This is a genomic window from Streptomyces sp. NPDC030183 (genome assembly GCF_055573455.1).
The window spans coordinates 159,743-186,606 of the sequence record NZ_JBVIBK010000021.1; the positions used below are offsets into that span (position 1 = coordinate 159,743).

A 26,864-nucleotide genomic window follows, 5' to 3' on the forward strand; every position below is an offset into this window, starting at 1 on the left:
GGGCTCCCGGCCACAGCAGGGAGCCCTCACAGGCCACCACCGCCTCGCCGACGAGATCAGCGCCCGCTTCCGGGCCCTGTGCGCAACCCACGGCTCGCGGAAAACTTCGACGCCCTCAACCGCCAGCAGCTACCTCCTTGGCCCACCCAGTTCAATCGCGGCCGACACCCTCTACCTCCTCTACTTCATGGAGGAGGTGTCCGCCCGGCTCGGGTGGGCGTGGGAGCCGCGCGAGGTGACGCCCGGCCGTCGGCTGCCCGCTCCCTCGGGCGATGGCGGACCCCAGCAACCCGGGCCTACGGCGCCGACGTCATCGACCGACTGGCGGAGCGCGGGCGCGGGCGGCGGCCGCGGCGGTGTGGGCGCGGGTGCGGCCGGTGGTCGACATCGCGCACGCCGATGAGAATGTTGCCGCTGCAGGCGGACCGACGTGAGTGGGACAGGTCGGCGGTCGGTCTCCCGCTCAACCGCGAAGTGTTTGTCGAAGGCGTTCTGCCGGGGCGGGCCGCTGAACATCGCCTGACGCGACCACCATGCCGTTTCCGAGGGTGCGGACGGCTATATCCGCCAGACCTGCTGACACCGACTCTGCGGGCGGCGCCGATCAGCACCTCAACAGTCCCGTACGAGCTTGTGGTTAAGAGGTTAACCACTCAGCATTCGGGGTGCCGCCGCTGGGTCGGGAGAGGGCACCTGCCTGACGCATTGAACAGTGCCGCGGAAAGTGAGCATGTCCACCAAGCCCGGAAATCCGGTCAATCTGTGAAGGAAAGGTGAGCAATGAAGAAGAGGGCTCTCCGCGGCTTCGTCGGTGCATTCCTGGTCGCCGCCACGGCCGGTGCCGTTCTTTTGACTGCCCCAGCCGAGACGGTCAACGTGGCGGCGTCGGATCCCTGCTTGCGTGTCCACTGCTTTCCGATCGGCTGATACGCAGAGCCGACCCGGTTCGTTGGCTACGAGCGGTGTTCTCGTAGCCAACGAACCGGTCGTGTCCAGCTCGTCGTCGAGGTGCGGGTGGCACTGCACACCGCGGGCGCGGCGCACCAGTTGCACGACGGGAACCCGGGAACCGTCTGTCCGGGCAAGCGGGCGGATCTGATCGTCCTCGACCGGGACATCACCAAGGTGCCCGTGAAGGAGATCCGCGCCACATGGTCCAGTACACCCTGGTTTGCGGACGGGTGGTCCACGACGCCCAATCCGATACGGGACGGGCCCGAGTCGAGGCGGCGCAGCGCATCGGCGCGCAGGGCGCCGGCCGGACATCGGGTAAGTCCTGCTGCCAAGGGCACTGACCCGCACAGACCGACACGTTCCGGATGGCGCACATCCTTGCTCTTGCGAAGTCGCCTCCCTCCACTTGAGAAAGAACAACCATGAAGATCGGTTTCGCACTCCCGCAGTTCCACAAGCAGGCCCTGGGCATCGCCCGGACCGCCGAGTTCGCCCGGAAGGTCGAGAATGCAGGGGCTGCCAGTCTGTGGGTTGGCGACCGCAACCTCGCCGCTGTCAACCCGAAGGTCGGTTATGGCGGGCAAGGCAACACCATCCCGGCCGAACTGAACCCGGCCGCCGACCCCTTCGTGCTCCTGGGTATCGCCGCGAGTGCCACCGAGCGCGTGCTCCTCGGAGCTCACGTACTCATCGCCCCCCTGTATCCGCCAGTGCAACTGGCCAGGTCGCTGACCAGCATCGACCTAATAAGCGGTGGTCGTCTGCTGCCTGGATTCGGCATCGGCTGGTCGCCCGAGGAGTACGAAGCCGCGGGCGGGGACTTCACCCGCCGTGGAGCCAGGATGAACGAACTGCTTGACGCCCTGGAAGCCATCTGGACCACCGACCCGGCCGCATACCAGGGTGAGTCGATCTCGGTTCCCTTGCACCACTCTCCGCTCAAGCCGGCACGGCGCCCACGACCGCCGTTCTACCTGGGCGCACTGTCAGAGCGGGCACTGCGGCGGGTCGCCGAACGCGGGGACGGCTGGCTGCCGTTGTGCGTCGTGCCGAGTTACCTGGACATCGACGGTCTGGTGGCCCAACGGGCGGTCATCGACCGGCTGGCCCAAGAGGCTGGCCGGGATCCGTCCGCGATCGATGCGGTCCTGCGGGTCAACATCGACCCGGACACCTCCTCGCAGCAGGTCGCGGATGCTCTCAAGGCGGTCCATGAGCGCACCAGCATCGATCACTTCATGATCGACTCCATGTACGCCGTCCACAGCGTCGACGGAGCCATCGCCTTCGCCGCCGAGCTGATCGACCTGGCAGGCAAGGGCTGACCGCCGGCCATTCCGACCGGGCGAGAGCGCCCCGCCGACCGTGTGCTCCGTCATTCGCACACCGCGTGTCGCAGGAACACAAGTCGCCACAGTGGGGCCGGCAGGCTCTGGTTACCCACCGTAGGGGCCGACCGCTGGGAACGATCGAGGGGCCGGAGCGGCCGCTGCGCAGCCGTGATCTCGTCCGGGATCGCAGTCCGCGCGTAACGGATGCGGCATGACCTTGGGTGTGGGCCACGTGACCATCGAGAAGGTCACGCAGTAAGTCGCATAACGCGAGTGGCAGCGGGTGTCCGGCACCTCGGGCATCCGCCCCGACGCAGCGTTGGACATCCTGTGCGCACTGACCGCGACCGCCGAACCGCGCGCAGCGTCATCAGCGACAAAGACATCCTCACCGAGGCGGTGACCTGGGCGTACGCCAAGGCCGGCAGGCGGGTGCGCTACGGCGTCGACTGGCCTACCCACCACGTCTTCGGGCGGCGAGGTGCGCTGCGACACCCACACGATCCGCGCCGCCGGCACCCCGGTGGCCCCCCACTAGAACCGAACTGACCGTACATAGGAGATTCAAGTGAGATACCGGAAGACTCTGCCCTGGCTCGCTGCGGTGGCCTGCTTCGCGACCGCCTGCAGCAGCACGTCCGGCACCGACCCGGCCGCCCCGTCGACGACGTCCGCCGCGGCCCGCTCGGCATCGGCCTCCGAGGAGCGGAACAAGGAGCTCGTTCTGCGCCTGTACTCGGAGGCGTTCAACAAGGACAAGACCGACGTCGTGAAAAAACTCGTCGCGACCGACTACGTGCAGCACGACAAGGCGGTGCCCGGCGGAGCCGACGGGCAGATCAAGCAGTTCAAGGACGTCAAGGCGAAGATCCCCGGTGCGGTGGCGACCGTCAAGCACGTGGCCGCCGACGGTGACCTGGTGGCCGTGCACTGGCACGCGTCGGCCACTCCGACGAACGAGGCGACCGGCCAGGCCAAGGCCGACCTGTTCCGGGTCGACAACGGCAAGCTGGTCGAGCACTGGAGCATCACGCAGACCGTGCCGAAGAAGACGGCCAGCGGGAACTCGCTGTTCAGCGACGTGTACCGGTACCCGAAGGGGAAACCGGACCTGTCCGAGAAGCAGGAGGAGAAGAACCGGAAGTTCGCCGTTGACGCGTACCGCAAGCTCTCCGACGGTGACGCGTCCGTGATCGACACGAGCTGGGATTCTCGGTACTACCAGCACAACCCGATCGCCCCGAACGGAACGGCCCCGCTGAAGCGGTTCTTCCAGCAGAACACGCAGGACGCCCCCTCGCCCAGCGGCACCGGAGGCGGAACCCGCTTCGGCAAGACACTCGCCGACGGGGACCTGGTGTGGGTCTTCAGCTCCGACTACGTCGTCGTGGACCTCTTCCGCGTGGTCGACGGAAAGATCATCGAACACTGGGACGTCGTAGCCGACGGGCAGTAGCCCTTTACCAAGCCTCGCCCTCGCCCCCGCAAGGACCGCGCACGCGGTCAGCGCGACGGCAACCAGGGCGTGCCGTACACCGCGCGGGTCTCGTGGGTCGGGCACCTCGGCCAGCCGCCGCAGCAGGCGCGGGACCTCGTCGGATACGACCTCAGGATGCTTGCAGAGCTGGTCAAGGCACGCGGGATCAGCGATGATGCGTCCACAGGCATGGTCTTCCACTCGGATCACCGGGCGTAGAGAACTATGATCTTGGAAACCCGTGCCTGCCTCGTTCCGGGTGCCACCGAGCTGACAGACGGCCATGAACCGGGCTCACACGACAATGCCGAAGCCCTGCACCCGGCCGAAGGGCAGTTGACGACACGCTGGATTTCGACCTGGCCTCGGCATTCTCCGCGGCCAGGTCGGCCGACTGACAAACTCGATCCCGGCATCTTCATTCCGTAATCGACGGCATTCGACCCGTCGAACAATCAGGCCGAATGTTGCGCTTAGCACCAACCCCGCCCCGGCAGTCCTGCGGGTGGACGGGGCCGCCGCGAGAAGCATTCGACACCTAGTCGATCACTCAACGAGTGGCTACCGGCGAGTCGGGTGACTGGTTTCAGCTCGGTCGGACATTTCTGATGGTTACACGCGTCGTAGCGACCATCACTTTGTCGGCCTGCCATAGCCAAGTCGGTAACCACCTTGCTAAATTGACGCCCATGCCTCCGATGTAAAGTCGGGCAGATCCCGCAGCTCACGGAGGCATGAATCCCCCCGCGCCTTCACCAAGGCCCTCTTCTGGTGCCCGGAAACCGTATCGGCTGAGTTCCGCCGCACCCAGCCTCGCTTCACGCCACGCCTTCGGGCATGCACCCCCAAAAACTGGAAAGCGCACACACAAGCAATGAGACCCCTTCAAAGTGTCGGCCCCCGGCTTGCCATCGCAGCCACGACGATCGTGCTGGGCACGCCCGGACTTGCCACCGCCGCCGAGGACACCGGCGCCAAGGACGCCACGTACTACATCTCGCTCGGCGACTCCCTGGCCACCGGCTACCAGCCGGAGGTCGACAAGGACACCGACCTCGCCTACACCGACCAGCTCTACGCGCAGCTCAAGCAGCGCACCCCCGGGTTGAAGCACATACGCCTGGGCTGCACCGGTGACACCACCGAGTCCCTGATCAAGGGCGGAAAGTGCGACTACCCGCACGCCAAGTCCCAACTGGACGCCGCCCTGCAGGCCATGGCCCAGCACCACGGCAAGGTCGCTTACGTGACTCTCAGCGTGGGCGCCAACGACATCCTCCAGGGATGCGTCAGCCCGGCCGGCACTCTCGACGGGGCCTGCCTGAACAGCACCAGCCAGAGCATGGCGAAGAACATCGCCCAGATCGCGGGCACGCTCCGCAAGGCGGGCACGAAGAACACCCGGTTCATGGGCTCGACGTACTACAACCCGTTCCTGGCGACCTGGCTGCTCGGCGCCTCCGGTCAGCAGGCCGCCAAGGAGTCGGCACCCCTGGTCGAGGCCGCCAACACGGGCATCACCCAGGTGTACAAGCCCACCGGCTTCAAGGTGACGGACCTGGCCAGGACCTTCTCCTCGGACGACTTCACCACCCAGGTCAACGTGCCCGGCGCGGGTGAGGTGCCGGCCAACGTGGCCAAGATCTGCCAGCTGACCTGGGCGTGCACGAAGAAGGACCCCCACCCCAACGCCGACGGCCACAAGCTGATCGCCGGCGCCTTCGCGGCGCAGCTCGCCGACACCGACGTGCCCGATGCGAGTCCGTCCCCGACCCCCACCCCTGACGACTCGGCCACGCCCGAGCCCGGCACCAGCACGGGCGGCGACAACGGCACCGGCAGCGACACGGGGGCGAACGAGCCGTCCACGAACGGAGACCTCGCCGAAACCGGTGCGTCCAGCAGCACCCCCGTCCTCGCGGGTGCAGGTCTCGCCGTCGTGGCGGCCGGCAGCGCCGCGGTCTACTTCGCGCGCAGGCGCCGTACGAACAACGAGAGCTGACGGTCAGTCAATAGATGCCGCACGACAGCAGCGCCTGCGATGTCGCGGGCGGCCTATTGCCCGGCTTCGGACGACCGGGCAGCCCGGAGGGCGGGCTCGCCCTGCTGCGCAAGGCACAGCGCTATGGGCACGGTCACACAAGTGTTCCCTATCCCCGCTCCTACGCCGACCAACTGCTGACCGATGAGGGGCCGGTGGAGAAGGCCCGCGTTTTGAACTGAGAGGTTTCACATGACCGAAGCAGCCGCAGCGGTTCTGGCCCGCTTCAGTGAACAGGTGCTGGGTTCCCCCCTGCCCGTGGGAATCCGCCTCTGGGACGGCAGCACGGCCGGTCCCAAAGACGGGCCGGCTTTTGTCCTGCGCGGCCGTGAGGCCCTGCGCCGTCTGCTGTGGCGGCCCGGCGAGCTGGGGCTCGCGCGCGCGTGGGTGGCCGGAGACCTCGAAGTCGACGGCGACCTGTACGAGCTGCTGAGGCGAATCTCGATCCTGCTGTGGGAACGGGACGAGCACGGCAGCCGCACCGCGGCGCTCCGCCAAGCGCTGAGTGTGCTGACCACACCCGCCAGCCTGCGTACGGTGAGTCGAACGCTCGGCCTCGCGGGGATCGGGCTCCCGCCGGCACCGCCCGCCGAAGAGGTGGTGCGCCGTCGCGGTCCCGCGCACAGCCTGCGCCGTGACAAGGCGGCCATCAGTCACCACTACGACGTGGGCAACGACTTCTACGCCCTGGTGCTGGGCCCCTCGCTCGTCTACTCCTGCGCCTACTGGCATGGTGACCCGTCCACCGGATCCGACGACACCCTGGAGCAGGCGCAGGAGGCCAAACTGGACCTGGTCTGCCGCAAGCTCGCCCTGCGCGAGGGGCAGCGGCTGCTGGACGTGGGCTGCGGCTGGGGCTCGCTGGCCATGCACGCGGCCGAACGCTACGGCGTACACGTCGTAGGAGTCACCATCTCGGTCGAGCAGGCGGCGTTGGCTCGCGAGCGTGTCGCCGCGGCGGGGCTTGAGGACCTGGTGGAGATCAGGGTGCAGGACTACCGCCAGATCGACGACTCCCCCTTCGACGCGATCTCCTCGATCGGTATGGCCGAGCACGTGGGCGGGAAGCGGTACCGCGCGTACGCGGACATCCTGCACCGACTGCTGAAGCCCGGCGGGCGGTTGCTCAACCACCAGATATCGCGGCGCCCTGTGCGGGACGAAGGGAAGTATCGAATGGACCCCTTCATCGACAGGTACGTCTTCCCCGACGGCGAGCTGGCTCCGGTCGGCTCCACCGTGTCGCTGCTCGAGGAAGCGGGTTTCGAGGTGCGTGACGTCGAGTCCCTGCGCGAGCACTACGCCCTCACACTACGTGAGTGGGTTGCCAACCTTGAAGCGCGCTGGGACGAGGCGGTCAAGCTGACCTCGCCCGGGCGGGCGAGGGTGTGGCGCCTGTACATGGCTGCCTCGGCGGTCGGGTTCGAGAACAACACGATGGGCGTCAACCAGGTGCTGGCGGTCAGGACCGGCGGTGACGGCCGGTCCGGCATGTCGTTGCGCAGGGATTTCCTGGGGACCTCGGCCTCGCAGCTCGCCTGACGCGGTTCGGTCCGGTGCCGTCCGTGGGTGGGACACGCCGCAGCCCGCCCGACGTGCTGCCCGTTACCACGGTTCGGGTTCGGTGCCGCAGCAGCAGGCCGAGGAGGTTGGCAAGCCTTTGCCGGCTCCCAAGTGGCCGAGTGCCGCGGAGGCGACGGTCGACCTGCCGGAGGCGGCGCCGGGGGAGCCGGGCACCGTGGCTCCCGACTCGTCCGCCTCGCCCAGCACGCCGGCAGTGCCAATGAAGAGACACCGGTCGCCGAGGAGGCCGGTCCCGAGGCCCAGCTGGAGGCGTCCCGTGAAATACGCAGGGGATTGTTCGAGTCGTGGTACGTGGAGCGGACGGGCTGGATCTACCAGTGGGCGCCTACGTAGTACCGCAGTTCAGGCCATGTTTCGCTGCCAACAATGCCATCCACGTCAAGTACGTGGTAGCCGACCCTGTCGTTCAGGTGGGCCTGAAATTCCCTGGCAGCGCCTTTGGATTTGGACCCGAAGACACCGTCGATCGTGCCGGGGTCGAACCCTGCTTTCTTGAGCAGGCACTGAGCCTCGATGCCCGAACTCGACACTCCGGTGGAGCTCGGAATGGCCGTCATGCCGCTGTAGTAGCCGGCATACGTATACACTTCCGACTCCGAGTAGCGACAGGTGTATGCCTGAGCGGCGGCGGGACCGGCAAATGCCGCAGGGACAATGGCGCCAGTGATCAGCGTCGCGGCCGTCAAGGCAATCGCGATGTTTCTGCGCAAAGTCGTCTCGTTTCTCTCGTGCACGGTCTGGTGGTGATCACCATCAGTCGACTGCCGCTGGTGATGCGCGCTTCGGCCTTGTGATGTCGGAGAGGAGTGCCTCACAAGCAGCTGTTGATGGGACACCAGCGAGCTGCCGGGAGGCTTTCCTGTCATGCACGACCACCCGGCGGCCATCCATCGGGGCAACCGTTCGATCAGCGAGTTCCCGAGGTGGCACGGCGACTGCTGCTCGGGGGCCCATGGGGTTGCGCATCACATTCCAGGTGCGCAACAACGCAGGAAGTACCATGTTTCGGGGCCGACGATGCCGTCGACCACCAGCATGGGGCGGTTGGCCCAGTCATTTATGTATTCCTGGAAGTCCCTCGCGGCGGCCTTGGACTTCGTCCCGAAGACACCGTCGATCGTGCCGGGGTCGAACCCTCCACTCTTGAGCAGGCACTGAGCCTCGATGCCCGAACTCGACACTCCGGTGGAGCTCGGAATGACTGTGTCGCCGCTGTAATAGCCGGCATACCACTTGCCGCTCGACGATTCGGTGTAGTGACAGGTGTACGCCTGAGCGACGGCGGGGCCGGCAGATGCCGCAGGGGCGGCAAGGGTGCCGGTGATCAGCGTCGCGGCCGTCAAGGCAATCGCGATGTTTCTGCGCAAAGTCGTCGTCTCGTTTCTATTGTGCCGTGATCGGTGATGATCACCGCAGTCCGACTGCTCCTCCTGGCACGTGCTTCAGCCTTCGTCGACGCCGGTCAGGCGCTTCTGCCGCTTCTTCACAATCTTTGGTTCGAAGGAGCCTTCGCGGTCGAGCAGCACGGTTATCTCGACCGGTCCGACCGGGGTCAGGACGGTCTTGGAGCGTTTGCCGTTGCGAGAGTTGCCACCGTTCTTGTCAGCCGGGTCGTGCTTGTCATAGCCGAGGTGGTCGGTGATCTCGCCCTCCAGGGCGGATCCAGCAGCCGCTTCGTCGACTGCTGCAGCAGCCCACCCTCACCGGCACTGGTCAGCTGCAGACCCTCGGCCCGAGCCCGGCCCACCAGCTCGTCGATCAACTGGTCGCCCATAGCCTTTGCCCGCAGATGCGCGCACCGTACGGTTGGAGTCGTTCACCACGGAGTATTTCTGGTCGTTGATCAACATATGGGCCAGACTCACTGAGCCGTCGGAAGCACGCCTCACGTAGGGCACTCTGCCGTGCTCTTGTGCGGGGAGAATCACACCATTTCGGACCCACATCGCACCGTCGCCTGTGCCATGTCGGCCGGCCCAACGACCACGGTTCCGGCCGTCAGCGCTACGGCGCACAGTACTGCTCCGATGATCCGGTTGATCACGACCTCCCTCTCTATGTGAGGTAGGAGTCGTGCAGGATCGCGGATGCTCAGGACACGACGGCCAGCTTGTAGCTGACCGTGCTGCCAGCCGGGTGGTACTGCTCGTAGTAGCTGGCCAGCGACTTGATGTCGGCGGGCTTGAGCTTGATACAACCGTTGGACTTGTAGTCGCCGTTGCCGTCCCAGCGCTGGGACTCGACATCCGGGTCCTGACCGCCGCTGCGGGTCATCTCGCTGTGGATGAACAGGTCGGTGCGGGTCGTCGTGCCGGCGGAGCACTTCTTGTCGCTGAGGCGGAAAGCGACACCCTTGATCACGTTGCCGTTGTAGCTGGGATGGAGGGTGATGTCGTAGTCGCCGTCGGGCAGCCACCCCCTGTTGCGGGTGCAGTCGTTCTTCACACCGGTGCCTGACCCTGCCCGCCATAACACATCGACGATCTTCCTCTGCTGTCCGTTGTCCTCGACGCGGTAGACCCGCCAGTTCAGACGCGAGTCGGTCGGGTCGGCAGGGTTCTTGTCAAACACCAGCCGTGTGGAGTACCCCACGGCTGGTGCCTCGGCGGGCGACGCATTGGCCGGCATGGCCGGAGCCAGGGTGGCCAGAGCGGCGGTGGACACTGCCACCGCGGTGCTGACAGCGATCTTCTTCCTCAGATTCGGCATGGGTTGCTCCTCGTGGGTCAGCCCCGGCCCTGGCGTAGCCATGGCCGGGGGAACGCGTGCAGGTCATCCGACGCCTCGGTGCGGCCTCAAGCCACGGCTGTTCGGTGCCTGCCAACAATTCCAAGGTGTGCGCGGTTGATTGACAGCCCACTTTCCGCACGAACATCAATCGATGCGCCGGTGACGTGGGAGGATCGGCCTTCTCCCTTTCTCGCTGGCCGTCGATCCGGCCCGCCAGAATGTGTCCAGAGCAGCATCGTCCTTCCCGCCTGCGAGTTCGCTGTTGATGGGCGCATTGGAAGAGGGCTGCCAATCAACTCTGGACTCGATGGAATCGGGGGCGCAGGAAGCCGCCCTGGCCGCAAGAGTGGCCCGGTGGGTGGCAGCGGCCAAACGGCCACAGATCGCCGGGCCAGGAAGGCACCGCGAAAGAACGCAGGACCCATCTGCGGACACATGCTTGGCCGGTCCCGGTGCTGTCGTCCGTGATCGAAGCAATGTCATCTTCCGCATGAGGAGAGGAGAGAGAAGTGGGCCGTCCTGAGAGTCCGCTGGATCCCGAGCGTGGGCCCGTCCAGCGTTTCGCCCACCAGTTGCGTTTGCTGCGCGAGGAGGCGGGCAAGCCGACCTACCGGGCCATGGCCAAGAGGGCCGGGTACACGGCGCCCACCTTGTCCGAGGCTGCCGCCGGTGAACGGTTGCCCTCACTGCCCGTGGTCCTGGCGTACGTGGCCGTGTGCGGCGGGGACGGCGAGGAGTGGGAGCGGCGCTGGCACGAAGCGGCGCAGGAAGAGCAGGAGCACCCACTCGTTGATGACGGGTCGCGGGCTCCGTATCTGGGTCTGGCGCGCTTCGAGCCCGGTGACCGCGACCGGTTCTTCGGCCGGGGCCGCCTGGCAGCCGACCTGGTCCAGATGGCCGGGGCACACCGGTTCGTAGGAGTGGTCGGTAGCTCTGGCAGTGGGAAGTCCTCCCTGTTGCGGGCAGGGCTCATCCCCGCGCTGCAGCAGGAGGCGTCACCAACAGCGCGTCCAGCGGCCATCCGGATCCTCACCCCCGGTGAGCGGCCCGCAATCACCCACGCGCCCGCCCTCACTCCCGCGGAGGGGGACGGGGACACCTGGGTGCTGGTCGACCAGTTCGAAGAAGTCTTCACCCTCTGCCACGACGCCGGTGAGCGCACCAGGTTCATCGACCAGCTGCTCACCGCACTGGACGCGAGCAGCCGCCTGCGGGTGGTGATCGCGGTGCGGGCGGACTTCTACGGCCTCTGCGGCGAACACCGCGAACTCGCCCATGCCCTGCAGGAGGCCAACCTGCTCATCACACCAATGAACCGGGAAGAGCTGCGTGAGGCGATCGTCAAACCAGCCGCCACCCAAGGCCTGGTGCTCGAGCGTACTCTCACCTCCAGGATCATCGACGAGGTGGCGGACGAGCCCGGCGGCCTGCCGCTGATGTCCCACGCCCTGCTGGAGACCTGGCGCCGCCGCCGCGGTAAAACCCTCACTCTCAAAGGCTACGAAGCCGCCGGCGGCATCCACGGCGCCATCGCCCACACCGCCGAGCAGGTCTACACCCGCCTTGGCCCCGAGCAGGCCGCGCAAGCCCGCCGCCTGCTGCTGCGACTGATCACCCCCGGCGAGGGAGCGCATGACACCCGTCGCCCCGCACCCCACTCCGAACTCAACCCCACCGGCGCCGAAGACACCGATCTCGTCCTCGAGCAGCTGGCCCGAGCCCGCCTGATCACTCTCGACAACGACACCGTCGACCTCGCCCACGAAGCCCTCCTCACCGCCTGGCCACGCCTACGCGACTGGATCGACACCAGCCGCGAACTCCTCCGCAACCGCCGCCGCTTATCCGAAGCCGCCAAAGTTTGGGACGAACTCGACCGCGACCCCGGAGCCCTCTACCGCGGCATCCGTCTCGCCAGCGCAGAAGAAACCTTCGCCCTCGAACACCAAGACCACCTCACCCCGCTAGAAGACGACTTCCTGACCGCCAGCATCGGCGCCCGCGACAACGAACGCAGAACAGCCGCCCGCGCCACCCGGCGCCTGCGCGCTCTCGTGGGTTCCCTGTCGGCGCTCCTAGTCCTTACCCTCGTCGCCACCGGCCTCGCATACGGGCAGCGCCAGGCCGCCCTGACAGCCGAACGTCAGGCGCTGTCTCGGCAGCTCGCCGCCCAGTCCACCGCCCTCATCCACACCGATCCCGACCTCGCCTCGCTTCTGGCTGTCAGGGCCTATCGCACCAGTCCCACCAAGGAAGCCACCACCAGCCTCTACGCCACAGCAGCCAGCCCCCTCAAACGCCGGTTCACCGGCCACCAGAACCAGGTGGAATCGGTGGCGTTCAGCTCCGACGGCCGCACCCTCGCCACCATCGGCGACAACGGCGTGCGGCTGTGGGACACCGCCACCGGCAGTCTCCGAACTACGCTCACCACTGGTCTCGTGCGCTCGATGGCGTTCAGTCATGACAGCCGGCAGCTCGCCACCGGCGGGCCCAGCGGTGTGCTGGTGTGGGATGTGGCAACCGGCCTCACCACGTCTGCTCTCAGCAAACCATCCGGCGGCGTAGTAGCAGTGGGGTTCGGCCCCGATGGCCACATGCTGGCCGTCGGCAGCACAGGGCGGGTGTGGGACCTGGCAACCGGCCACCTGAAGGTCACCCTCGCCAGGTCAATCGATGAGGATGGGGAACCGTTGGTGGCGTTCAGTCCCAACGGGCGCACCCTCGCCGCTATACGCGATGGCGTCCCTCAGCTGCTGGACCTGGCCACCGGCCGTGTCCGGACCACACTCACCACCGACTCCCCCGACACCTTGCAATCGGTGGCCTTCAGCCCTGACGGCCGCACCCTTGCCACTGGCAGCACCGACGGCACCGTAGGACTGTGGAATCCGTCCACCGGCCGCCTGGAGGCTGCCCTCGTCGGCCACACCGGCAGGGTGACGTCGGTGGCGTTCGCCCCCGACGGGAAATCCCTCGCCACCGGCAGCGAGGACAACACGGTACGGTTGTGGGACGTGGCCACCCACCGTTCCAAGAGCACACTGCCCGGCCACACGGACAGTGTGACATCGGTCGGATTCAGCTCTGACGGGCGCACCTTGGCCACCGGCGGCCACGACGGCATCCTACGGCTGTGGGACGTCGCTAGCCGCACCAAAGCCACGCTGCCCGAGCACGCCGGCCTCGTGATGTCGGTGGCGTTCAGCCCTGACGGCCGCACCCTTGCCACGCGCACATACGACGAGGAGGCTGTCCTGTCCGCTGCACAAGCCAGAAAGAAAATGCTGCCTGGGGCTCTGGGGAAAGCGTGGCTGTGGAACCTGACGACCGGTCATGTCCGGTCTGGGCTCAGCAAGCCATCCGCGGACCTGGCTTCGGTGGCGTTCAGCCCCGACGGCAAGACCCTCGCCACCGGCGGCAGAGACGGCACCGTACGACTTTGGCACACCAGCACCGGCCGCATGGACACCACAATTGGCAACCACCGTTGGAGCATGCCAGCAGTGGCATTCAGCCCGGACGGCAAAACACTCGCCACCGGCAGCGAAGACGGCACCGTAAGGCTCTGGGACACAAGAACCGGCCGGCACAGGGCCGCTTTTCCAGGCCAGACCGCCGTGGCCACAGCAACGTTGGTGGTTTTCAGTCCGGACGGCACCACCGTAGCCATCAGCAGCGGCCTCGGCACCGTGCGGCTGCTGGACATAGCCACCGGGCATGCCCGGACTGCCTTCACCATCCCCAGGAAAGACACCAGAAACCGAAATCCGAGCGTCGTGAGGTCGATGGCCTTCAGTCAAGACGGCAAAACCATCGCCACCGGCAGCCAAGACAACGCCGTACGGCTCTGGGACACCAGCACCGGCCAGAACACAAAGACCTTCGCTGACGCGGGGACCTCCGTGGCCTACAGCCCCGACGGCCACACCCTCGCCACAGGCAGCCCCGACGGCACAGCGCACCTCTGGGACGCTGCCACCGGCTACCCCCGAGCCACCTTGACCGGCCACACCAAAGAAGTGATGTCGGTGGCATTCAGCCCCGACGGTCGCACCCTTGCCACCGGCAGCAGCGACGGCACCGTACGGCTCTGGGACGCGAACCTCCCCGGACCGGCTGAAGCCATCGGCAAGATCTGCAGAACCGTCCACCGCGACCTCACCGAGAAGGAACGGTCGCTGTACCTACCAGACCAGGCAACCACTCCCATCTGCCCAACCTGAACCCCGCCGCGCCCGTCGTCTGCCCGCATCCGGGCCGGCGTTCACCAAGCGACTCCCATACTCCGTCGCCGACGACGGTCCGTCGATCGTGCCGGTGTGGTCGACCACGGACTTGGAAGAGGCCCTGCTCTGGTACGCGGCGCTCGAAGGCACCCGCGTGGAGGGGATCGTGGCGAAGCCGCTGCGAGACGCCTTCAAGGCGGGCCGGGGCTGAGCGAAGACCAAGCCCGCGGACACAGTCGACGCGGCCGTGGTCGGGTTCACCGGCAGCGCCCGGCACCCGAAGGCGCTCGTCGTACGACTGACCGACGGACGGGTGGCGCTGTCCCAACGGCTGACCACAACCCTGCCCTCGGTCGTGGCCCCGCGCCTGGTCCCCCAGGCCGGGCGGGCGTTCACGAAGGCCGGCGGCTCCCTGCACGCCGCCGGGGGCGGTGCCGTGATGGAGATCGTGGCGGGCACGACCTCTACGCGGTCGTCACTGTGATGCGGCTGCGCTCCGGCGCGGCGTCGGCCGACGCAGTGGCCAAGTCGGTGGGCTGACGCACGGCACTACGCCCGGGCGGCCGGGGAGGGTTCCGTCGCGGCGGTGTCTTCACCTGACCGAGTGGCGGGCGGTCAGGGGCTGTCGCCGCCCCAGTCCCAGCGGGCCGGGTCGCCAGGGCGCGGGTCGTACAGCGCGCGCCCGCCGGGGCCGAACTGCCCGAGCTCCCTGGCGAGGGAGACACCGTCGTCGATCTCTTCCGGCCTCCAGCCGGTGATGTCGAGCAGCAGTCCGTCCAGCGGCCCGCCCACCAGTTCGGCGTAGCGCCGTCCCGGCTTCGGGCCCGGGTGGTCGTGGTCGGCTCCGTAGATACGGCCGCGCAGCAGCTGCTCATCGTCGCTGTCCATGCCCTCCAGCGTCGCAGCCGCCACTGACAACGAGGGCTTGCCCAGGTGGTCCTGGGCAAGCCCCCGCACTTGCGGAATGGGTTGCCTGGGTCAGCTGCGCCAGCGTCCGAGCCAGCCGCCGGCCTTCGAGGCCTGCGCCGAATCCGCCTCCTGGTGCTCCTGCTCCTGGCGCTCGCGTTCGGCCTGTTCCGCCTGTCGCTCCGCTTCGAGCGCCCTCGCTTTGCAGTCGTCGCACAGGGTGGATGGCAGGACGTCGATGTCTGAACTACCGTCCGAGTGGCCGGATATTATCAGCGGCCCAACGCGGCCATGACAGGTGGTGACCTGCGCGAACGCCCGCAGGCGGACTTCTGCCTACCGGCGAGGGGAGGCACACGTGTGGGAGCCGGGCGGTGTCGTCGTCGATGTCGCGGTCGCCACGACGGCACCGCGCTCGCCTTCCAGCAGCTGCTCGCCGGAACGGCGGGCGGTGTCGTCAGCGGAGCACACGACGCATGATGTCGGTGAGCTGGGCGTACGGCTGCGCTGCTACCTGGATCTGCGTCAGCCGATCGGCCCGACCGCCGTCGCGCCACCGGTCAACGCAGCCGGGCCACTGTGACAACCGAGGGCCGGGTCGTGCCCGCCACGACCTCCACCACGGCGTTGCCGTCGGCGGGCGTGTAGGAGTCGCCCGCGTTCGCAAACGCCCGCCCGGCATGGGGGACAGCGTGGGCCGACGGCGGAGACGAGCACCGTGGTCAGCCGCTGCGACAGCGCGACGCGTCCGTCGGGCAGCTGTACGGCGGGTGCTTTGGGATGCCGCGCGATGCCGGTGAAGCCGACCACGGCGACGTCGACCGTGCCGCGTGCCTCACCTTCGACCGGATCCGGCTCGCCCTGTACACCGAGTTGCAGGGCTTGGCCATGATCCCCTCCACGCCTGCGCCCTCGAGCGCCGCGTACCAGAGCAGGGCCTCGCTGCGGTCGATGGTCGACCACACCGGTTCGATCGGCGGGGCTGACGGCGGCGAGCACGTCCAGGAGGATCCGGCGGCGTTCCGAGTACGGGCGCGACCGCAGATCAGGGAAGCCGGCTGCGGGATGGGCGAGGACGTCGAATGCTGCGTACGTCGCCGGGTGTTGGTCGGCGAGCTCCCGAGCGCGGGCGCGGCGGGACAGCGCGCGGGACTGCGCGCGGGACTGCGCCGCGGCGAAGCTGATGTGCGCGGTGCCGTCGGCATCGGCGATGTACACCACTGCCTCGCCGTCCAGGATCACCCCGGGCGGCAGGCGCATGGCGGCCACGGCCACATGCATCCTCGCGGGCTTGCGGAAGCGGATCTGGAGGCGGCCTGGGCCGGGCAGGAGAGTTTGCGGGAGCCGGGAGCCGGGAGCCGGGCGCCTGGCGCAGGCCGGGAAGCAGCACAGCCGTACGCCGGGGCTCGCCGGGCTCCCGTGTCGTACGATCCGCCGGCGCGATCGTGCACCGCGCGGCGAGCAATCTCCTGGACGGCGAACGCGGTCTCGTCATCGGCGGCCGCGACTCCACCACGGCCAGGCCCGGCCCCTCCACCACGGCCAGGCCCGGCCCCTCCACCACGGCCAGGCCCGGCCCCTCCACCACGGCCAGGCCCGGCCCCTCCACCACGGCCAGGCCCGGCCCCTCCAGCGCGGCCAGCGGTACGCCCCCGGCCTCGTCCGGAGCGAAGGAGTCCGCGCACGGATCGGCATCGGCCGCCAGGTCCGTGACGGGCAGGACGATGTCCTCAGCCGGCCGCAACAACAGGACGGTCGGCGCCGGAACGGCCCCCGTCGAATCGAGGATGGCGGCGAGGCTGTGCTCGCTGTGGCCTGTATCGCCAGGACGTGTGGCGCGGTACGGCTGTCCCAGCACCGACCGCGGCGCCGCGTCCACCGGCACCGCGTGCGAGACCAAGCCGCGCTCTGCGGCTGGCACCGCGTTCACCCGCAGCCCGCGGCGCACCGGTTGCATCCCCGGCCCACACCCCACCGTCGGGGTCTTCCAGTACCCAGCCGGCTGGGCGGGCAGCGCAGCCGCACCAGGAACCTCATTGGCCGACGGTGGTGTCTGATGTGCGGCTGTGTCCAGTGGCCGGGGGGCCGGCCTGCCGGCTTGAGCCGTCTCAAGTGCCGCAGACGCTGACTCTGTTCCATCCCGTGTGGGCGCAGGCGAACCCGGAGGACCTTACGCGGGCGGACGAGCAGATGGCGCGCGGCAATTTCCGCACGTGGGCGAAGATCACGTCGCATGTCTACGCGGCCCGCGAGCGCGACCCCGCACGGCGTGTGGACCGGGAGCTGATCGAGCAGGCCTGCGCACGCCTTGGCCCCTATCCGTGACTGTCCGGGCTGCTCGGAGGGCTCGTGTACGGGGGCCTTCACCTGTTCCGACGGGGTGAGCGAAGAGAGGCTTCACGGAGAGCGGATGCGAACGAAGGGGCATGGCGTGGACGGGCAGCCGCTGGCGCCGCCGGAGGATCCGGCCGGTGTTCTGGGGGAGGAGTCGTTGACGGCGTTGCGGGCGCCGGCGGTGCGTCGGCTGCTGGCGCTGCGCGCCGAGCGGCGGCTGTCGCGGGAGCATGTGCGCCTGGCCGGGGAGTGCCTGGGGGTGTCGGAGCGGACGGTGTGGCGGTGGCTGGCTGAGGCCTCCCGGTCGCCTCAGGCCGCGATCCGCCCCGGGGAACGCAGCGGTGACCGGTTCGAGATCACCAGGGAGATCCGGGTACTGCGGGCGTACTGGTACGGCAACGCTTCCGCGGTCCACCGCCAGTTGGTGGCCCGGGCCCAGACCGGCGGCCGTGACGGTCAGCCGACGACGCAGCCTGAATCCCCGGCTTCTCCCGCGGGCGCCCCGCTGGCTGCGGTGCCGTTGCTGGACCCGGTGCCGTCGCTGTCGACGTTCCTGCGCGCGGTGCGTCGTGATCTCACCGCGGGGGAGCGGGCCGGGCTAGCCGCGCGGCCGGATGCGGCACGCGCGCACGACGTCTTCGGTAAACGGGCGGCCTCCTGGCGCAACCACGTATGGGAGGCCGATCACGTCCAGGCACCTCTGCTGGTCGATGCCGACGGCGACCTGGTGCGCCCGTGGGTGACCTGGTTCATCGACACCGCCACCAAAGTCATCACCGGCACCGCGGTCACCCCTGGCGTCCCTTCCCGCGCCTCCGTGCTGGCCGCGCTGCGCGCCGCTGTGCTGCGCGAGGAGCCCTACGGCCCCGCAGGAGGGGCCCCGGAGCAGGTGCGGGTGGACCGGGGCAAGGATTTCCTGTCCACCGCCGTCACCACCGCGTTCGGAACGATGGGCGTGACGGTGAAGGACCTTCCCGCTTACAGCCCCCATCTCAAAGGCACGGTGGAAAGCCTCAACCGGGCCGTCGACCGGATGCTGTTCGCCGCTTTGCCCGGCTACACCCTCACGCCCACGAAGCACCGCTCCGGCCGGCGAAGCAAGGGCGCGAGGCACAGGCCTAAGACGTCCGGTGCCATGTCGTTTCAGGACTTCACCGGGGAGGTGCTGGACTGGACACACTGGTGGAACACCGAGCACCGTCCCCAGGCGCTGTCCGGCCGTACGCCGCTTCAGGCATGGCAGGCCGATCCGACCCCTGTCACGGACGTCCCCGCCGCCGACCTGTGGACGTTCACTCTGGAGGACGACGGCCGCCCGCGGAAGCTGACCAGCCACGGCGTGCGGTGGCGCGGGCGCTCCTACATCGCTCCCTGGATGGCGGGCCAGGCCGGCCGTACCGTCACCGTGCGCTATATGCCGCACCACGATCACGAGATCGACATCTGTGACGCGAGCGGCAAGTATCTCGGGCCCGCGTACCTCGCGGACGCGGCCACCCCCGAACAACTCGAGGCCCTGCGCACAGCCCGTGCGGAGCGTGCCCGACGTCTGCGCGCCGAGGTAAAAGCCGCCGAGACGCTGCGCCGGCAGCGCTTCGCCCCGGCCACCACGGCCGGGCCGGCCCAGAGGCTGGGAGCCCTCACCTCCGCTCAAGCCGGGGACGAACTGGCCGCCATCGAGCACACCGGCGCCTCGAAACTGGCGCTGCCGGACCTCATCCCGCCCGCCGCGCCTCCGGCCGACTGGCGTACCCCGCCCTCTCTCGCCACCGGGACCATGCCCGGCCGGCCTGCTCCCGTCATGTCCGAGCCTGTCTCCGACGGCCTACCCGAACCCACTGCACAGACCGCTGAAGACGGAGACGCCTCGTGACTGCGGCCACCTACCAGTACGTCGACCTGCCGGACGCCTCCGTGGTCACCACCCGCGCCCTGCTCATCGCCCGGGAGAACATCACCGACACGGTCGCAGCCCGCGCGATGATGTGCATCCACGGCGGCGCCGGCTTCGGCAAGACCCTCGCCGTCAACACCTGCCTGCGCGCACTCGAACCCGGCGAGGACGTCCGAAAGATCACCTTCCGGGCCCGGCCCACGGCCCGCGCGGTGCGCTACGAACTGTTCACCGCGCTCGACCTGGCCGGCGAGCCACCGCGCCACCCCAGCGAGTTCGACCGCCTGCTGAAGACCGCTTTGGCCGAACGCCCCCGTACCTTCCTTGTGGACGAGGCCCAGTGGCTCAACGGGGAGGCGTTCGAGTATTTCCGTTACCTGTGGGACGAGCCCTCCACCCAGCTGGCGATCATTTTCGTCGGCGGCGCGGGCTGCCACACCGTACTGCGCCGTGAACCGATGCTGTCCTCCCGCATCTTCATCTGGCAGCAGTTCACCCGCCTCAACCCCGACGAGGTCCTCGAGGTGATCCCGCTGTTCCACCCGGTCTGGGCGGACGCCGAGCCCGAGGACATCGCCTTCGCCGACAGCCACGCCGCGCACGGCAACTTCCGCGCCTGGGCCCAGCTGACCGCCCACACCCGCACCGCCCTGGCCCGCACCGGCCGCCCTCGCGTCGACCAGGAGCTGCTGCGCTGGGCCTTCAGCCGCCTGGCCTGACCACACCGTCCATGCCTCCTGCCCCGCCGCTGCCGTCCGTCACCGTGGTTCTCGACCGTCACGACGACGTGCTGCACACGCACACCGCTCTGGCCGCCCACCATCCGCCGTCCGGCCGGATCACCCTGCACCCCGGCCCGGGCACCGCCAGCGAAACCGGCCTCGCCCACGACCTTCTCGCCGCCCTGGGCAAACCGCCCCTGCTCCCGGGCCGCTTTCCCGGCGGCCGGCAGCCCGCCTGGGAAGCCGCCACCGCATGGGTGACCGCCCTGCCTGTGACCCGGCTGACTGTCCTGCGCGCTCACCGCCTCACCGCCCGCCGCACGATGCGCCTCCTGCAGCTACAGGCCCGCACCGGTATCCACCTGACCCTGGTCTGCCACCGCCCTCACCTTCCCGCCGCTGTGCACCAGGCCCTGCGGACGGCCGACTACTCCGTCACCGCCGACTTCGAGGCTGCCTGCCGCCACTACTACGGCACCCCTGTCGCCGAAGCCCCGCCCTCAGACGAGCCCGCCGCGCCGGCCGGCCATCCGGTGGCTCACCCTGCCTGCACTGGACCGCCTCGTCTCCTACGACAGCCCCCGGCCCCTGCGCTGGCCCGTGCACGCCACCGCCGATCGCCTGGCGGCACCGCCCACCGCCCGCTCCTCTCACCGCGCACACCGCCCAGCGAGTCGCCCAACGGCTGCACGCGGCGACCGCACATCCGCGACTGGCCGCGGCCCTTGCCACCGCGCTGTTCACCGGTGCCTCCCTCCAGCAACTCGCCACCGCCCGCCCCCGCGACTACGAAGACGCTGCGGCCACGCTCGCCCTGCACGATCGCGCCCGCTACACCGACGGCTGCGCCGCCTACCCCGTACCACCTTGGGCCGGCGTCTTTCTGCGGGCCGCGGTCTGCTTCACCCGGCTGGTATCCGGCGAGGACCAGGAACTGCTCGCCGCGCCAGGTGACCGCGGGCACCTGCTGCGCGCGGCACAGAGGGCCCGACTGCGCCCGCCCCAGCCGCCCGCAGCCCGCCGCAAAGGCCCCGTCGGCCGTGTGGAGTGGGACTGGCGCGAGCGGCAGGAAGCCGAGCGGTACGAAGCGATACCGGCCAGTCGCGTCAGGCCCTCGCGACGCTGAACCCCCTGCCGCGGTCGCTCGAAGAGGCAGGCTCAGCCGATCGAGAAGTCGGCGAACTCAATGTCGCTGAAGGCGATGTGCAGCAGACCATGGGCGCGGCGGCCCCCGTCACGGAAGTAGGCGTGCCCCAGCGCGCGGGCGAGGATCACTGTCTGCTGCTGCTCGCCTGCGCCGGCATCCCGGGCGGCGAACAGCTCCCGGGCTACCTCTCCCGGCAGGCCCTGGGCGATCCACCGCACCCGCGGATCGTCCGAGGAGCCTGCAGCAGCCGCGAACCCGAATCGCGCCTTGGTGCGGAAGACGAACCCCTCCGCCTCAGCCTGGGCACGCAGGCGTGCCCGTACCCGGGGCTGCCACCGAGCCAGGACGGCTTCCTCGATCGCCCGAACCTGCGTCGGAGCCGGGGGGCGACGCGCTCCCGGCTTCTTCGTCACCCACCGTTGCACGGTGCGCTGCGACACCCCCAGCATGGTGGCCACCCTCCGAGTGGATCCCCCATGCGCTGCCAGTAGAAAACGCAGGCGGCTCTCAGTGCTTGAGGGAACGGGCCGGGTGCGCAACGCGCGCTCCAAACCCTGCTCGATCTGTCCCACATCCGCCTCTCGAAGCGGCCAGCCGACACGGCCGGCACCTGCAGTCCGCCGCGTCAGTTCTCCCACGTCGCCCGCCCCCGCCTGCCCGTTTCTGCATTCTCGGGACAGCGCTGGCCGACGCAAGCTACGAGTCCCTGGACGAGCACCGGACGACAAGCCGGCGGCGCGGATCCCGACGGACACCGCCGACATCCCGGTGTCGTCCTTCTGGCATCGAGCCCCAAGAAGGGCTGGGCGGGAAAACTCCGCCGAATGGAGAACCGGCGTGATCCTTCGACTGCGCCTCGTCCGCGACGCCGTCCGTCACGCACATGAGCCGAACGACCCGTACGCGGACAACGCCGCCGCCTCGCCGTCGTCGACGAAGGGTAGAGCCGACGGCCGAGCCGGTATCCTGCCCGCAGGGCTGAGGCCCTGGGCTTCGCCGACGCCCACACCGCACCCGGACACCCACACTGCCCGGAACACTGGTGGAAGGTCTTCCGGGATCAACGGACCGCTTGACGAGCACCTTGACGATCCATCGAGCCGGGGTTGCCGTGTGGGGGCGAGGACCCGGTGTCGAGAGGACCCGTCCATGACCAAACGCACCACCGAGCAGCAGCGCGCCCGCGAACTCCAGCGCACCGCACGCGAGCAGGGCACACACCTCAGCTACCACGAAGCCCTCAACTGGGTTCGAGCCACCGCCGAGGCGCGGGCTGAATATCCAGATGAGATCGTCGTCTTCGCACCACACGCGGCCTGCATCATGATCTTTGACGCGGACGAAGACTCCGAGTACATCCGCGACTCGATCACGCCGATCCCCGCAGCCGAGGTCGAGCTCGCCAACGAGCTGCTCCAGCGGAGAAACGCTCTGATGCGCGATCACTCCAAGGCACAGCTCGTAGCCATGATCCGCAGCAGGCGGGCTATTCCGATCGCGGATCTCGTGCACTCCACCAATCAGGAACTCTTTGCGGAGGCATCGGCTGCTCCGGCCACGACAGTGGGACGCCCTGGCCGGAAACACGCGCGCGCTTCCGTGCCCAAGAGCCCTGCATCGCCGCCCAGTAGCTTCTACTGGCCGTCGGCCTGGTCGACCCGCTCCCGTTCTCGCTCTGGGGCACTGAAGGCCACCTGGGCAGGCCGAAGCATCCTCCGACCGAGGCCGTCACGGCTACGTCCAGCGCATGCCGATGTTGGACAGTTGCTCGATCCGTTCCGGCGACAGCGTCGTGGCCCGGCTGCGGGAGTTGGCCACAAAGGCGCCCAGCCGGTGCTCGACTCCATTGACGACTTCCACGTGCTTGCGCGGTACGCGTAGGTGTCCTTCGCGTTGGTAGTACTGCTCGGCGGCGGCGAGGTTGGCGGCCCATTTGTCGGCCTGGCTGGTCCGTGGCTTGGGTTTTTCGTCCTCGGTGGCGGGGGTGATGCCGAGGATGTGCTGCAGCATCCATTGCTGGACACCGGTGAGTTTGTCCCAGCCCAGGCGCTGGGCGCGTACCCACCGTCCGAGGTCTTCGCCCTGGCGTACGACGATGCCCGGCTCGGTCGGTAGTGCGCCGCCTTCGTTCAGGTGCTGCCGGGTGAGGTGGAAGGCGCGCTGCCATTCCACTGGCCAGGTGGGGCACCAGGACGGGTCGATCTCGTCCAGCTGCTCGCGGCGCTCCTCCGACAAGGCGCCGGCCGACGACGGCACTTTCAGGCCTTCGGCACGCCGCTGCTCGTTCTCGGCAGCCTTCCGGGCGGCGGCCCGGGCGTTCTTGAGCCAGATGCCCACCCGGTACCCCTGGTAGGTGGCGTCCAGTGGGGCCAGGAGGTGCCCGTTTTCGGCGGCCCACCCTCGGGCGGCGGCGAGGCCTTCTTCCCATGCGACGTCGTAGTGAGACCAGACCATGCCGAGCTTCTCCAGCTGCGTGACGCGGTTCTCGTCCATGTCACCGCGGGCGTAGAAGCGCCTGGTGTCGGCGATCCACTGCCCCAGCGGGAACGCGGCGAGCGAGGCCGGCCACCCTTCGGCTTTGGCCTCCTGGTCGTCGCGGCCGGGGACGCGGTAGGTGAACGGCACGCGCAGGTCGCCGTGCTCGCGGGCGTAAATGGTGGCGGCTTCGATGCCGCGTCGCCAGTGGGCGTGTTCGGGGTTGAGCACCCGCAGATTGATGAACACCGCCAGCTGCGTGGGATCGCGCGGAGTGCTGAACTTCAGCAGCTTACGCGCCGGCGCTGACAGTCGGTCGCTTCGGTCGCTCGTGGCTCCCTCGCCCTCCTCACTGCCCGAGCGGGTCTGCACGCCCCGTACGCGGCTTGGCGCCTGCTGCTGCGCCAGGGCCTCTACGACACGGGCGTCGTGCGCTCTGAGCGCTTCCAGGAGCTTGGCGAGCCCGCCGTAGGCGCGGGAGGTGAGCATGTTGTCCGGCGTTTCCCCGGGCCCCAGCAGGACTGGAACGACGAGGGAGGCGATCTTGCCTTCGCCGGGCTGGATGCGCAAGGCGCGGCCGACGGCCTGGACGAGGTCGGGCATGGAGCCCCGTACGTCCGCGAAGTACACGGAGTCACAGTGGGATGTATCGATGCCTTCGCCGAGCACGCGAACGGATGCGAGGAACGTCTTCTCCACGACCGTGCCGTCAGCAGCGATGCCTCTGGAGAACTCGTCCAGGACGCGGCGCCGGTGGTTGGGCTTGTGGTCCCCGCACAGCCAGTTGGCCCAGATGGTGTGTGGGTACAGTTCCGGGTCCGCGTCGTGCAGCCGCTTGGCGATGTCGGGAAGGCCGGCTGCGAAGGCCTCGGCTTCCTTGACCACATGGTGAAAGGAGAGCGTGCGGCAAAACCCCTCCTCCGCGGCCGCCTTCACCAGCGCCGTCTGCAGCGCGGCGAGCCGGGCCCCGCGCATCTGGTCCGACCGGCCCTCGGCACCGAGCAGCATGGCCGCCTGGAGTTGCGTGTCGGTGATGTCCACGCACGCGACCTGGTACGGCGCACAGATTCCCCTGTCGATCGCCTCCGACAACGTCAGGGTGAAACACCTGCTGCCGAACGGGCCATCCGGATCGTCCTCCATCGAGGCCACCAGCTCGCCCGGCGCGCCTTGCTCGGAGTCCTCGTCGAGCTGCCACAGCCGGGGCGTGGCCGTCATGTACAGGCGGCGCAGGGCGGGGATGCGGGTGTTGTCGTGGACGACGGCCCAGGGCTTGCCGATCCGGCCGGACGTACGGTGCGCCTCGTCGACCACGACCAGGTCCCAGCCCGGCAGACCGGCTGCGTGGGCGCGCTCCAGCGTGCCCAGCCCCAGCGAGGCGTAGGTGGCGAACACGGTCACCTTGTCGAACGGGCGGACCCACGCCAGGAGCTCGTCCACGCCCGTGGTGTTGGGGAAGGCCACCTGGTCCCCGCGCAGGGACGAGACCCCGATCATCGGCCCGCTGCGCCGCCCTTCGCGCCAGGCGGTCTCTGTCTGGGTGAGCAGATCCAGCGAGGGCACGAGGACAAGCACACGGCCTGCCTGGAGTTCCTCCGCGCTGCGGACAGCGACGAGGCTCTTGCCCGATCCCGTAGCCATGATCACCTGAGTCCGGAGCCCGCGCTCAGGCACAATGGATCTTGCAGGAAGTTCCAGCGCCCGGATAATCGCGCCAACGGCTTCCCTTTGGTGGGGACGGAGGGTTTTCCTTTCCACCGGACTTCCTTTCTCCTGTAATTACTGCCGCCCCAGCCGCGAGTACGCGGCGCGCTGCACCAAGACGGCTTCGGTCAGGCCGGTGCGCAACTGTTCGAGAAAGGCCCTGAGGTCCCTGGCAACGCGGCGGTAGCCGCCAGGATCCCGGTGGGAGCTGTCGCCAGCGAGGGCGCCGAGTGCGAGGTGGCAGATGCCGCCGGTGGTGTGACTGACTGCGTACATGCCTCCTCCGCCGTCCGTACCGAAGACTGTCACCGCGTCATGAACCGCTCCGGTGAGCCGGTTGGGGTAGCTGTTCGCCTCCCTCTGAGAGACGACAGAGGATGCGTCATCGATCCAGATGCCGTTGCCGAGATCGGGCGGAACGACAGGGCCGAACTGGGCGTAGTACTCCAGGAGTGCCTCGGCCGCCCCGGCGTGACCGAGCAGCGCGACCGCGGCCTCACCCTCCTCGGCAGAGACCAGACGCACCTCGTGCTCGCCAGGCGGGTAACCCTGCGCCGCCTCGAATCCGGCCGAGAATGCGTCCGCGAGCCGAGCCATTTCTTCGCCCCACTGACGCGCATACGCAGTGTCATCCACGACCGATGGCTACCTATCCATGGGGTGCAGTAATTCCAGAGTCTAGCAGCACCTCATTTTGATACACTGCCATCATCAAATTCATCCAGCGATGCATCCCCGCACCGTCCCGCCGACGAGGCGCAGGCTCTGACACTCTCGTCACCGCGGACCCGCGCTGCGCCTCGGAGCCGCCGGACAGTCCGACCCCCAGTGACCCGGACGCGCTGGATGAGGTCTACCGACGCGGTGACCGGGCATACGGGCCTCACCCCCTACGAGAGGAGCTCGTCTCATGCTCGGCATAGTCGCGGCGGTGCTGTTCTTCTTGTCCTTTCTGATCAACGCGGCAGAACTCAGCACCAACGACGTGTTCTCTTCAGTGAACGTGATGCTGCTCGGACTGACAGCCCTGGCCCTGCACGTGGCCGGCATCGGCACCAGCTGGGCACGCAGAGGCTGACCCCACAAGAAAAGGATGGTGACGAACTGTCACCATCCTCGCCCACCCCCAGCCCCGACCCCGTAGCCAGCCCGGCCCGCGCTAGCGGGCCCACGGTCCTGGAGGCGCAGCCGGAAGGACCGCCAGGCGGGGGAGCGCAGCGGACCCGCTGGCCAGGCCGGAGCGAAGCGGAGGCCTGGGCAACAGGGGGAAGGACCCCCCTTCCATAAAGCAGGAAAAAAAACCACAATCAATCCCCTCGTGCCAACACCGAGACGT

At 68.6% G+C, this 26,864-nt stretch carries 20 protein-coding genes and 2 pseudogenes; 13 read left to right on the plus strand and 9 right to left on the minus strand.

The genetic code is table 11. The features are described from left to right. Positions 1-154 precede the first annotated feature (154 nt). The 6 genes and pseudogenes from ACZ4Z2_RS25320 to ACZ4Z2_RS25345 form a co-directional block, all read left to right on the plus strand. Positions 155-416 (plus strand): annotated as a pseudogene (locus ACZ4Z2_RS25320) (MobF family relaxase); the annotation flags it as partial. A gap of 960 nt (positions 417-1,376) precedes the next feature. After that, positions 1,377-2,279: a TIGR03619 family F420-dependent LLM class oxidoreductase gene (locus ACZ4Z2_RS25325; RefSeq protein ID WP_468078936.1), complete on the plus strand. Its 903-nt coding sequence runs from the start codon at positions 1,377-1,379 to the stop codon at positions 2,277-2,279. 574 nt (positions 2,280-2,853) lie between these two features. Beyond that, a complete protein-coding gene (locus tag ACZ4Z2_RS25330) occupies positions 2,854-3,741 on the plus strand; it encodes a nuclear transport factor 2 family protein (protein WP_468078937.1) in 888 nt (295 codons plus the stop codon). 895 nt (positions 3,742-4,636) lie between these two features. Then, positions 4,637-5,764 (plus strand): SGNH/GDSL hydrolase family protein, encoded by a 1,128-nt coding sequence (locus ACZ4Z2_RS25335; protein ID WP_468078938.1) that lies wholly within the window; start codon positions 4,637-4,639, stop codon positions 5,762-5,764. Positions 5,765-5,778: 14 nt separating this feature from the next. Next, the gene (locus ACZ4Z2_RS25340; protein WP_468078939.1) at positions 5,779-5,985 is read left to right on the plus strand and encodes a hypothetical protein; all 207 of its coding nucleotides are present in this window, start codon (positions 5,779-5,781) and stop codon (positions 5,983-5,985) included. A 10-nt stretch (positions 5,986-5,995) separates the two neighbouring features. After that, the gene (locus tag ACZ4Z2_RS25345) at positions 5,996-7,345 is read left to right on the plus strand and encodes a class I SAM-dependent methyltransferase (protein ID WP_468078940.1); all 1,350 of its coding nucleotides are present in this window, start codon (positions 5,996-5,998) and stop codon (positions 7,343-7,345) included. Positions 7,346-7,698: 353 nt separating this feature from the next. Here ACZ4Z2_RS25345 and ACZ4Z2_RS25350 read toward each other — a convergent pair whose 3' ends face one another. From ACZ4Z2_RS25350 to ACZ4Z2_RS25365, 4 genes and pseudogenes are all read right to left on the minus strand, one after another. Further along, positions 7,699-8,121, minus strand: coding sequence for a peptidoglycan-binding domain-containing protein (locus ACZ4Z2_RS25350; protein ID WP_468078941.1), 423 nt, complete (start codon positions 8,119-8,121; stop codon positions 7,699-7,701). Between the two features lie 231 nt (positions 8,122-8,352). Further along, on the minus strand, positions 8,353-8,754 hold the full coding sequence (locus ACZ4Z2_RS25355; protein ID WP_468078942.1) for a peptidoglycan-binding domain-containing protein: 402 nt from the start codon (positions 8,752-8,754) through the stop codon (positions 8,353-8,355). A gap of 81 nt (positions 8,755-8,835) precedes the next feature. Continuing rightward, a pseudogene (locus ACZ4Z2_RS25360) lies at positions 8,836-9,161 on the minus strand (transposase); the annotation flags it as partial. A gap of 317 nt (positions 9,162-9,478) precedes the next feature. Next, on the minus strand, positions 9,479-10,096 hold the full coding sequence (locus ACZ4Z2_RS25365; RefSeq protein WP_468078943.1) for a hypothetical protein: 618 nt from the start codon (positions 10,094-10,096) through the stop codon (positions 9,479-9,481). Positions 10,097-10,626: 530 nt separating this feature from the next. On the opposite strand from ACZ4Z2_RS25365, the gene ACZ4Z2_RS25370 reads away from it, so the two are divergent. Together ACZ4Z2_RS25370 and ACZ4Z2_RS25375 are read left to right on the plus strand one after the other, a co-directional pair. Beyond that, entirely contained in the window at positions 10,627-14,343 is a 3,717-nt protein-coding gene (locus ACZ4Z2_RS25370) for an nSTAND1 domain-containing NTPase (RefSeq protein ID WP_468078944.1), read from the plus strand. Positions 14,344-14,593: 250 nt separating this feature from the next. Continuing rightward, complete coding sequence (locus ACZ4Z2_RS25375) at positions 14,594-14,830, plus strand: hypothetical protein (RefSeq protein ID WP_468078945.1); 237 nt, start codon at positions 14,594-14,596, stop codon at positions 14,828-14,830. Positions 14,831-14,961: 131 nt separating this feature from the next. Here the strand turns inward: ACZ4Z2_RS25375 and ACZ4Z2_RS25380 are convergent, their stop codons facing one another. After that, positions 14,962-15,234 carry a hypothetical protein gene (locus tag ACZ4Z2_RS25380; RefSeq protein WP_468078946.1) on the minus strand — a complete coding sequence of 91 codons (273 nt, stop codon included), beginning with the start codon at positions 15,232-15,234 and terminating at the stop codon, positions 14,962-14,964. A gap of 376 nt (positions 15,235-15,610) precedes the next feature. Between ACZ4Z2_RS25380 and ACZ4Z2_RS25385 the strand changes: the two genes are divergently transcribed. Beyond that, positions 15,611-15,835 carry a DUF6207 family protein gene (locus tag ACZ4Z2_RS25385; protein WP_468078947.1) on the plus strand — a complete coding sequence of 75 codons (225 nt, stop codon included), beginning with the start codon at positions 15,611-15,613 and terminating at the stop codon, positions 15,833-15,835. Here ACZ4Z2_RS25385 and ACZ4Z2_RS25390 read toward each other — a convergent pair. Beyond that, a complete protein-coding gene (locus ACZ4Z2_RS25390) occupies positions 15,778-16,512 on the minus strand; it encodes an ATP-dependent DNA ligase (RefSeq protein ID WP_468078956.1) in 735 nt (244 codons plus the stop codon). The genes ACZ4Z2_RS25385 and ACZ4Z2_RS25390 overlap by 58 nt on opposite strands. Positions 16,513-17,364: 852 nt before the next feature. Between ACZ4Z2_RS25390 and ACZ4Z2_RS25395 the strand changes: the two genes are divergently transcribed. The 3 genes from ACZ4Z2_RS25395 (at position 17,365) to ACZ4Z2_RS25405 (ending at position 20,199) form a co-directional block, all read left to right on the plus strand. Further along, positions 17,365-17,577 (plus strand): hypothetical protein, encoded by a 213-nt coding sequence (locus ACZ4Z2_RS25395; RefSeq protein WP_468078948.1) that lies wholly within the window; start codon positions 17,365-17,367, stop codon positions 17,575-17,577. 190 nt (positions 17,578-17,767) lie between these two features. Next, positions 17,768-19,459 carry a transposase gene (locus tag ACZ4Z2_RS25400; RefSeq protein WP_468078957.1) on the plus strand — a complete coding sequence of 564 codons (1,692 nt, stop codon included), beginning with the start codon at positions 17,768-17,770 and terminating at the stop codon, positions 19,457-19,459. Beyond that, a complete protein-coding gene (locus ACZ4Z2_RS25405; protein ID WP_468078949.1) occupies positions 19,456-20,199 on the plus strand; it encodes an AAA family ATPase in 744 nt (247 codons plus the stop codon). Before ACZ4Z2_RS25400 ends, ACZ4Z2_RS25405 begins: the two co-directional genes overlap by 4 nt. A gap of 1,161 nt (positions 20,200-21,360) precedes the next feature. Here the strand turns inward: ACZ4Z2_RS25405 and tpg are convergent. The 3 genes from tpg to ACZ4Z2_RS25420 all read right to left on the minus strand — a co-directional run bounded on the left by tpg (position 21,361) and on the right by ACZ4Z2_RS25420 (position 26,164). After that, positions 21,361-22,113 (minus strand): telomere-protecting terminal protein Tpg, encoded by a 753-nt coding sequence (gene tpg / locus ACZ4Z2_RS25410; RefSeq protein WP_468078950.1) that lies wholly within the window; start codon positions 22,111-22,113, stop codon positions 21,361-21,363. Between the two features lie 970 nt (positions 22,114-23,083). After that, positions 23,084-25,582 carry a helicase associated domain-containing protein gene (locus ACZ4Z2_RS25415; RefSeq protein ID WP_468078951.1) on the minus strand — a complete coding sequence of 833 codons (2,499 nt, stop codon included), beginning with the start codon at positions 25,580-25,582 and terminating at the stop codon, positions 23,084-23,086. Between the two features lie 21 nt (positions 25,583-25,603). Further along, the gene (locus tag ACZ4Z2_RS25420) at positions 25,604-26,164 is read right to left on the minus strand and encodes a hypothetical protein (protein WP_468078952.1); all 561 of its coding nucleotides are present in this window, start codon (positions 26,162-26,164) and stop codon (positions 25,604-25,606) included. 274 nt (positions 26,165-26,438) lie between these two features. On the opposite strand from ACZ4Z2_RS25420, the gene ACZ4Z2_RS25425 reads away from it, so the two are divergent. After that, on the plus strand, positions 26,439-26,606 hold the full coding sequence (locus tag ACZ4Z2_RS25425) for a hypothetical protein (protein ID WP_468078953.1): 168 nt from the start codon (positions 26,439-26,441) through the stop codon (positions 26,604-26,606). The last annotated feature ends 258 nt before the right edge of the window (positions 26,607-26,864 follow it).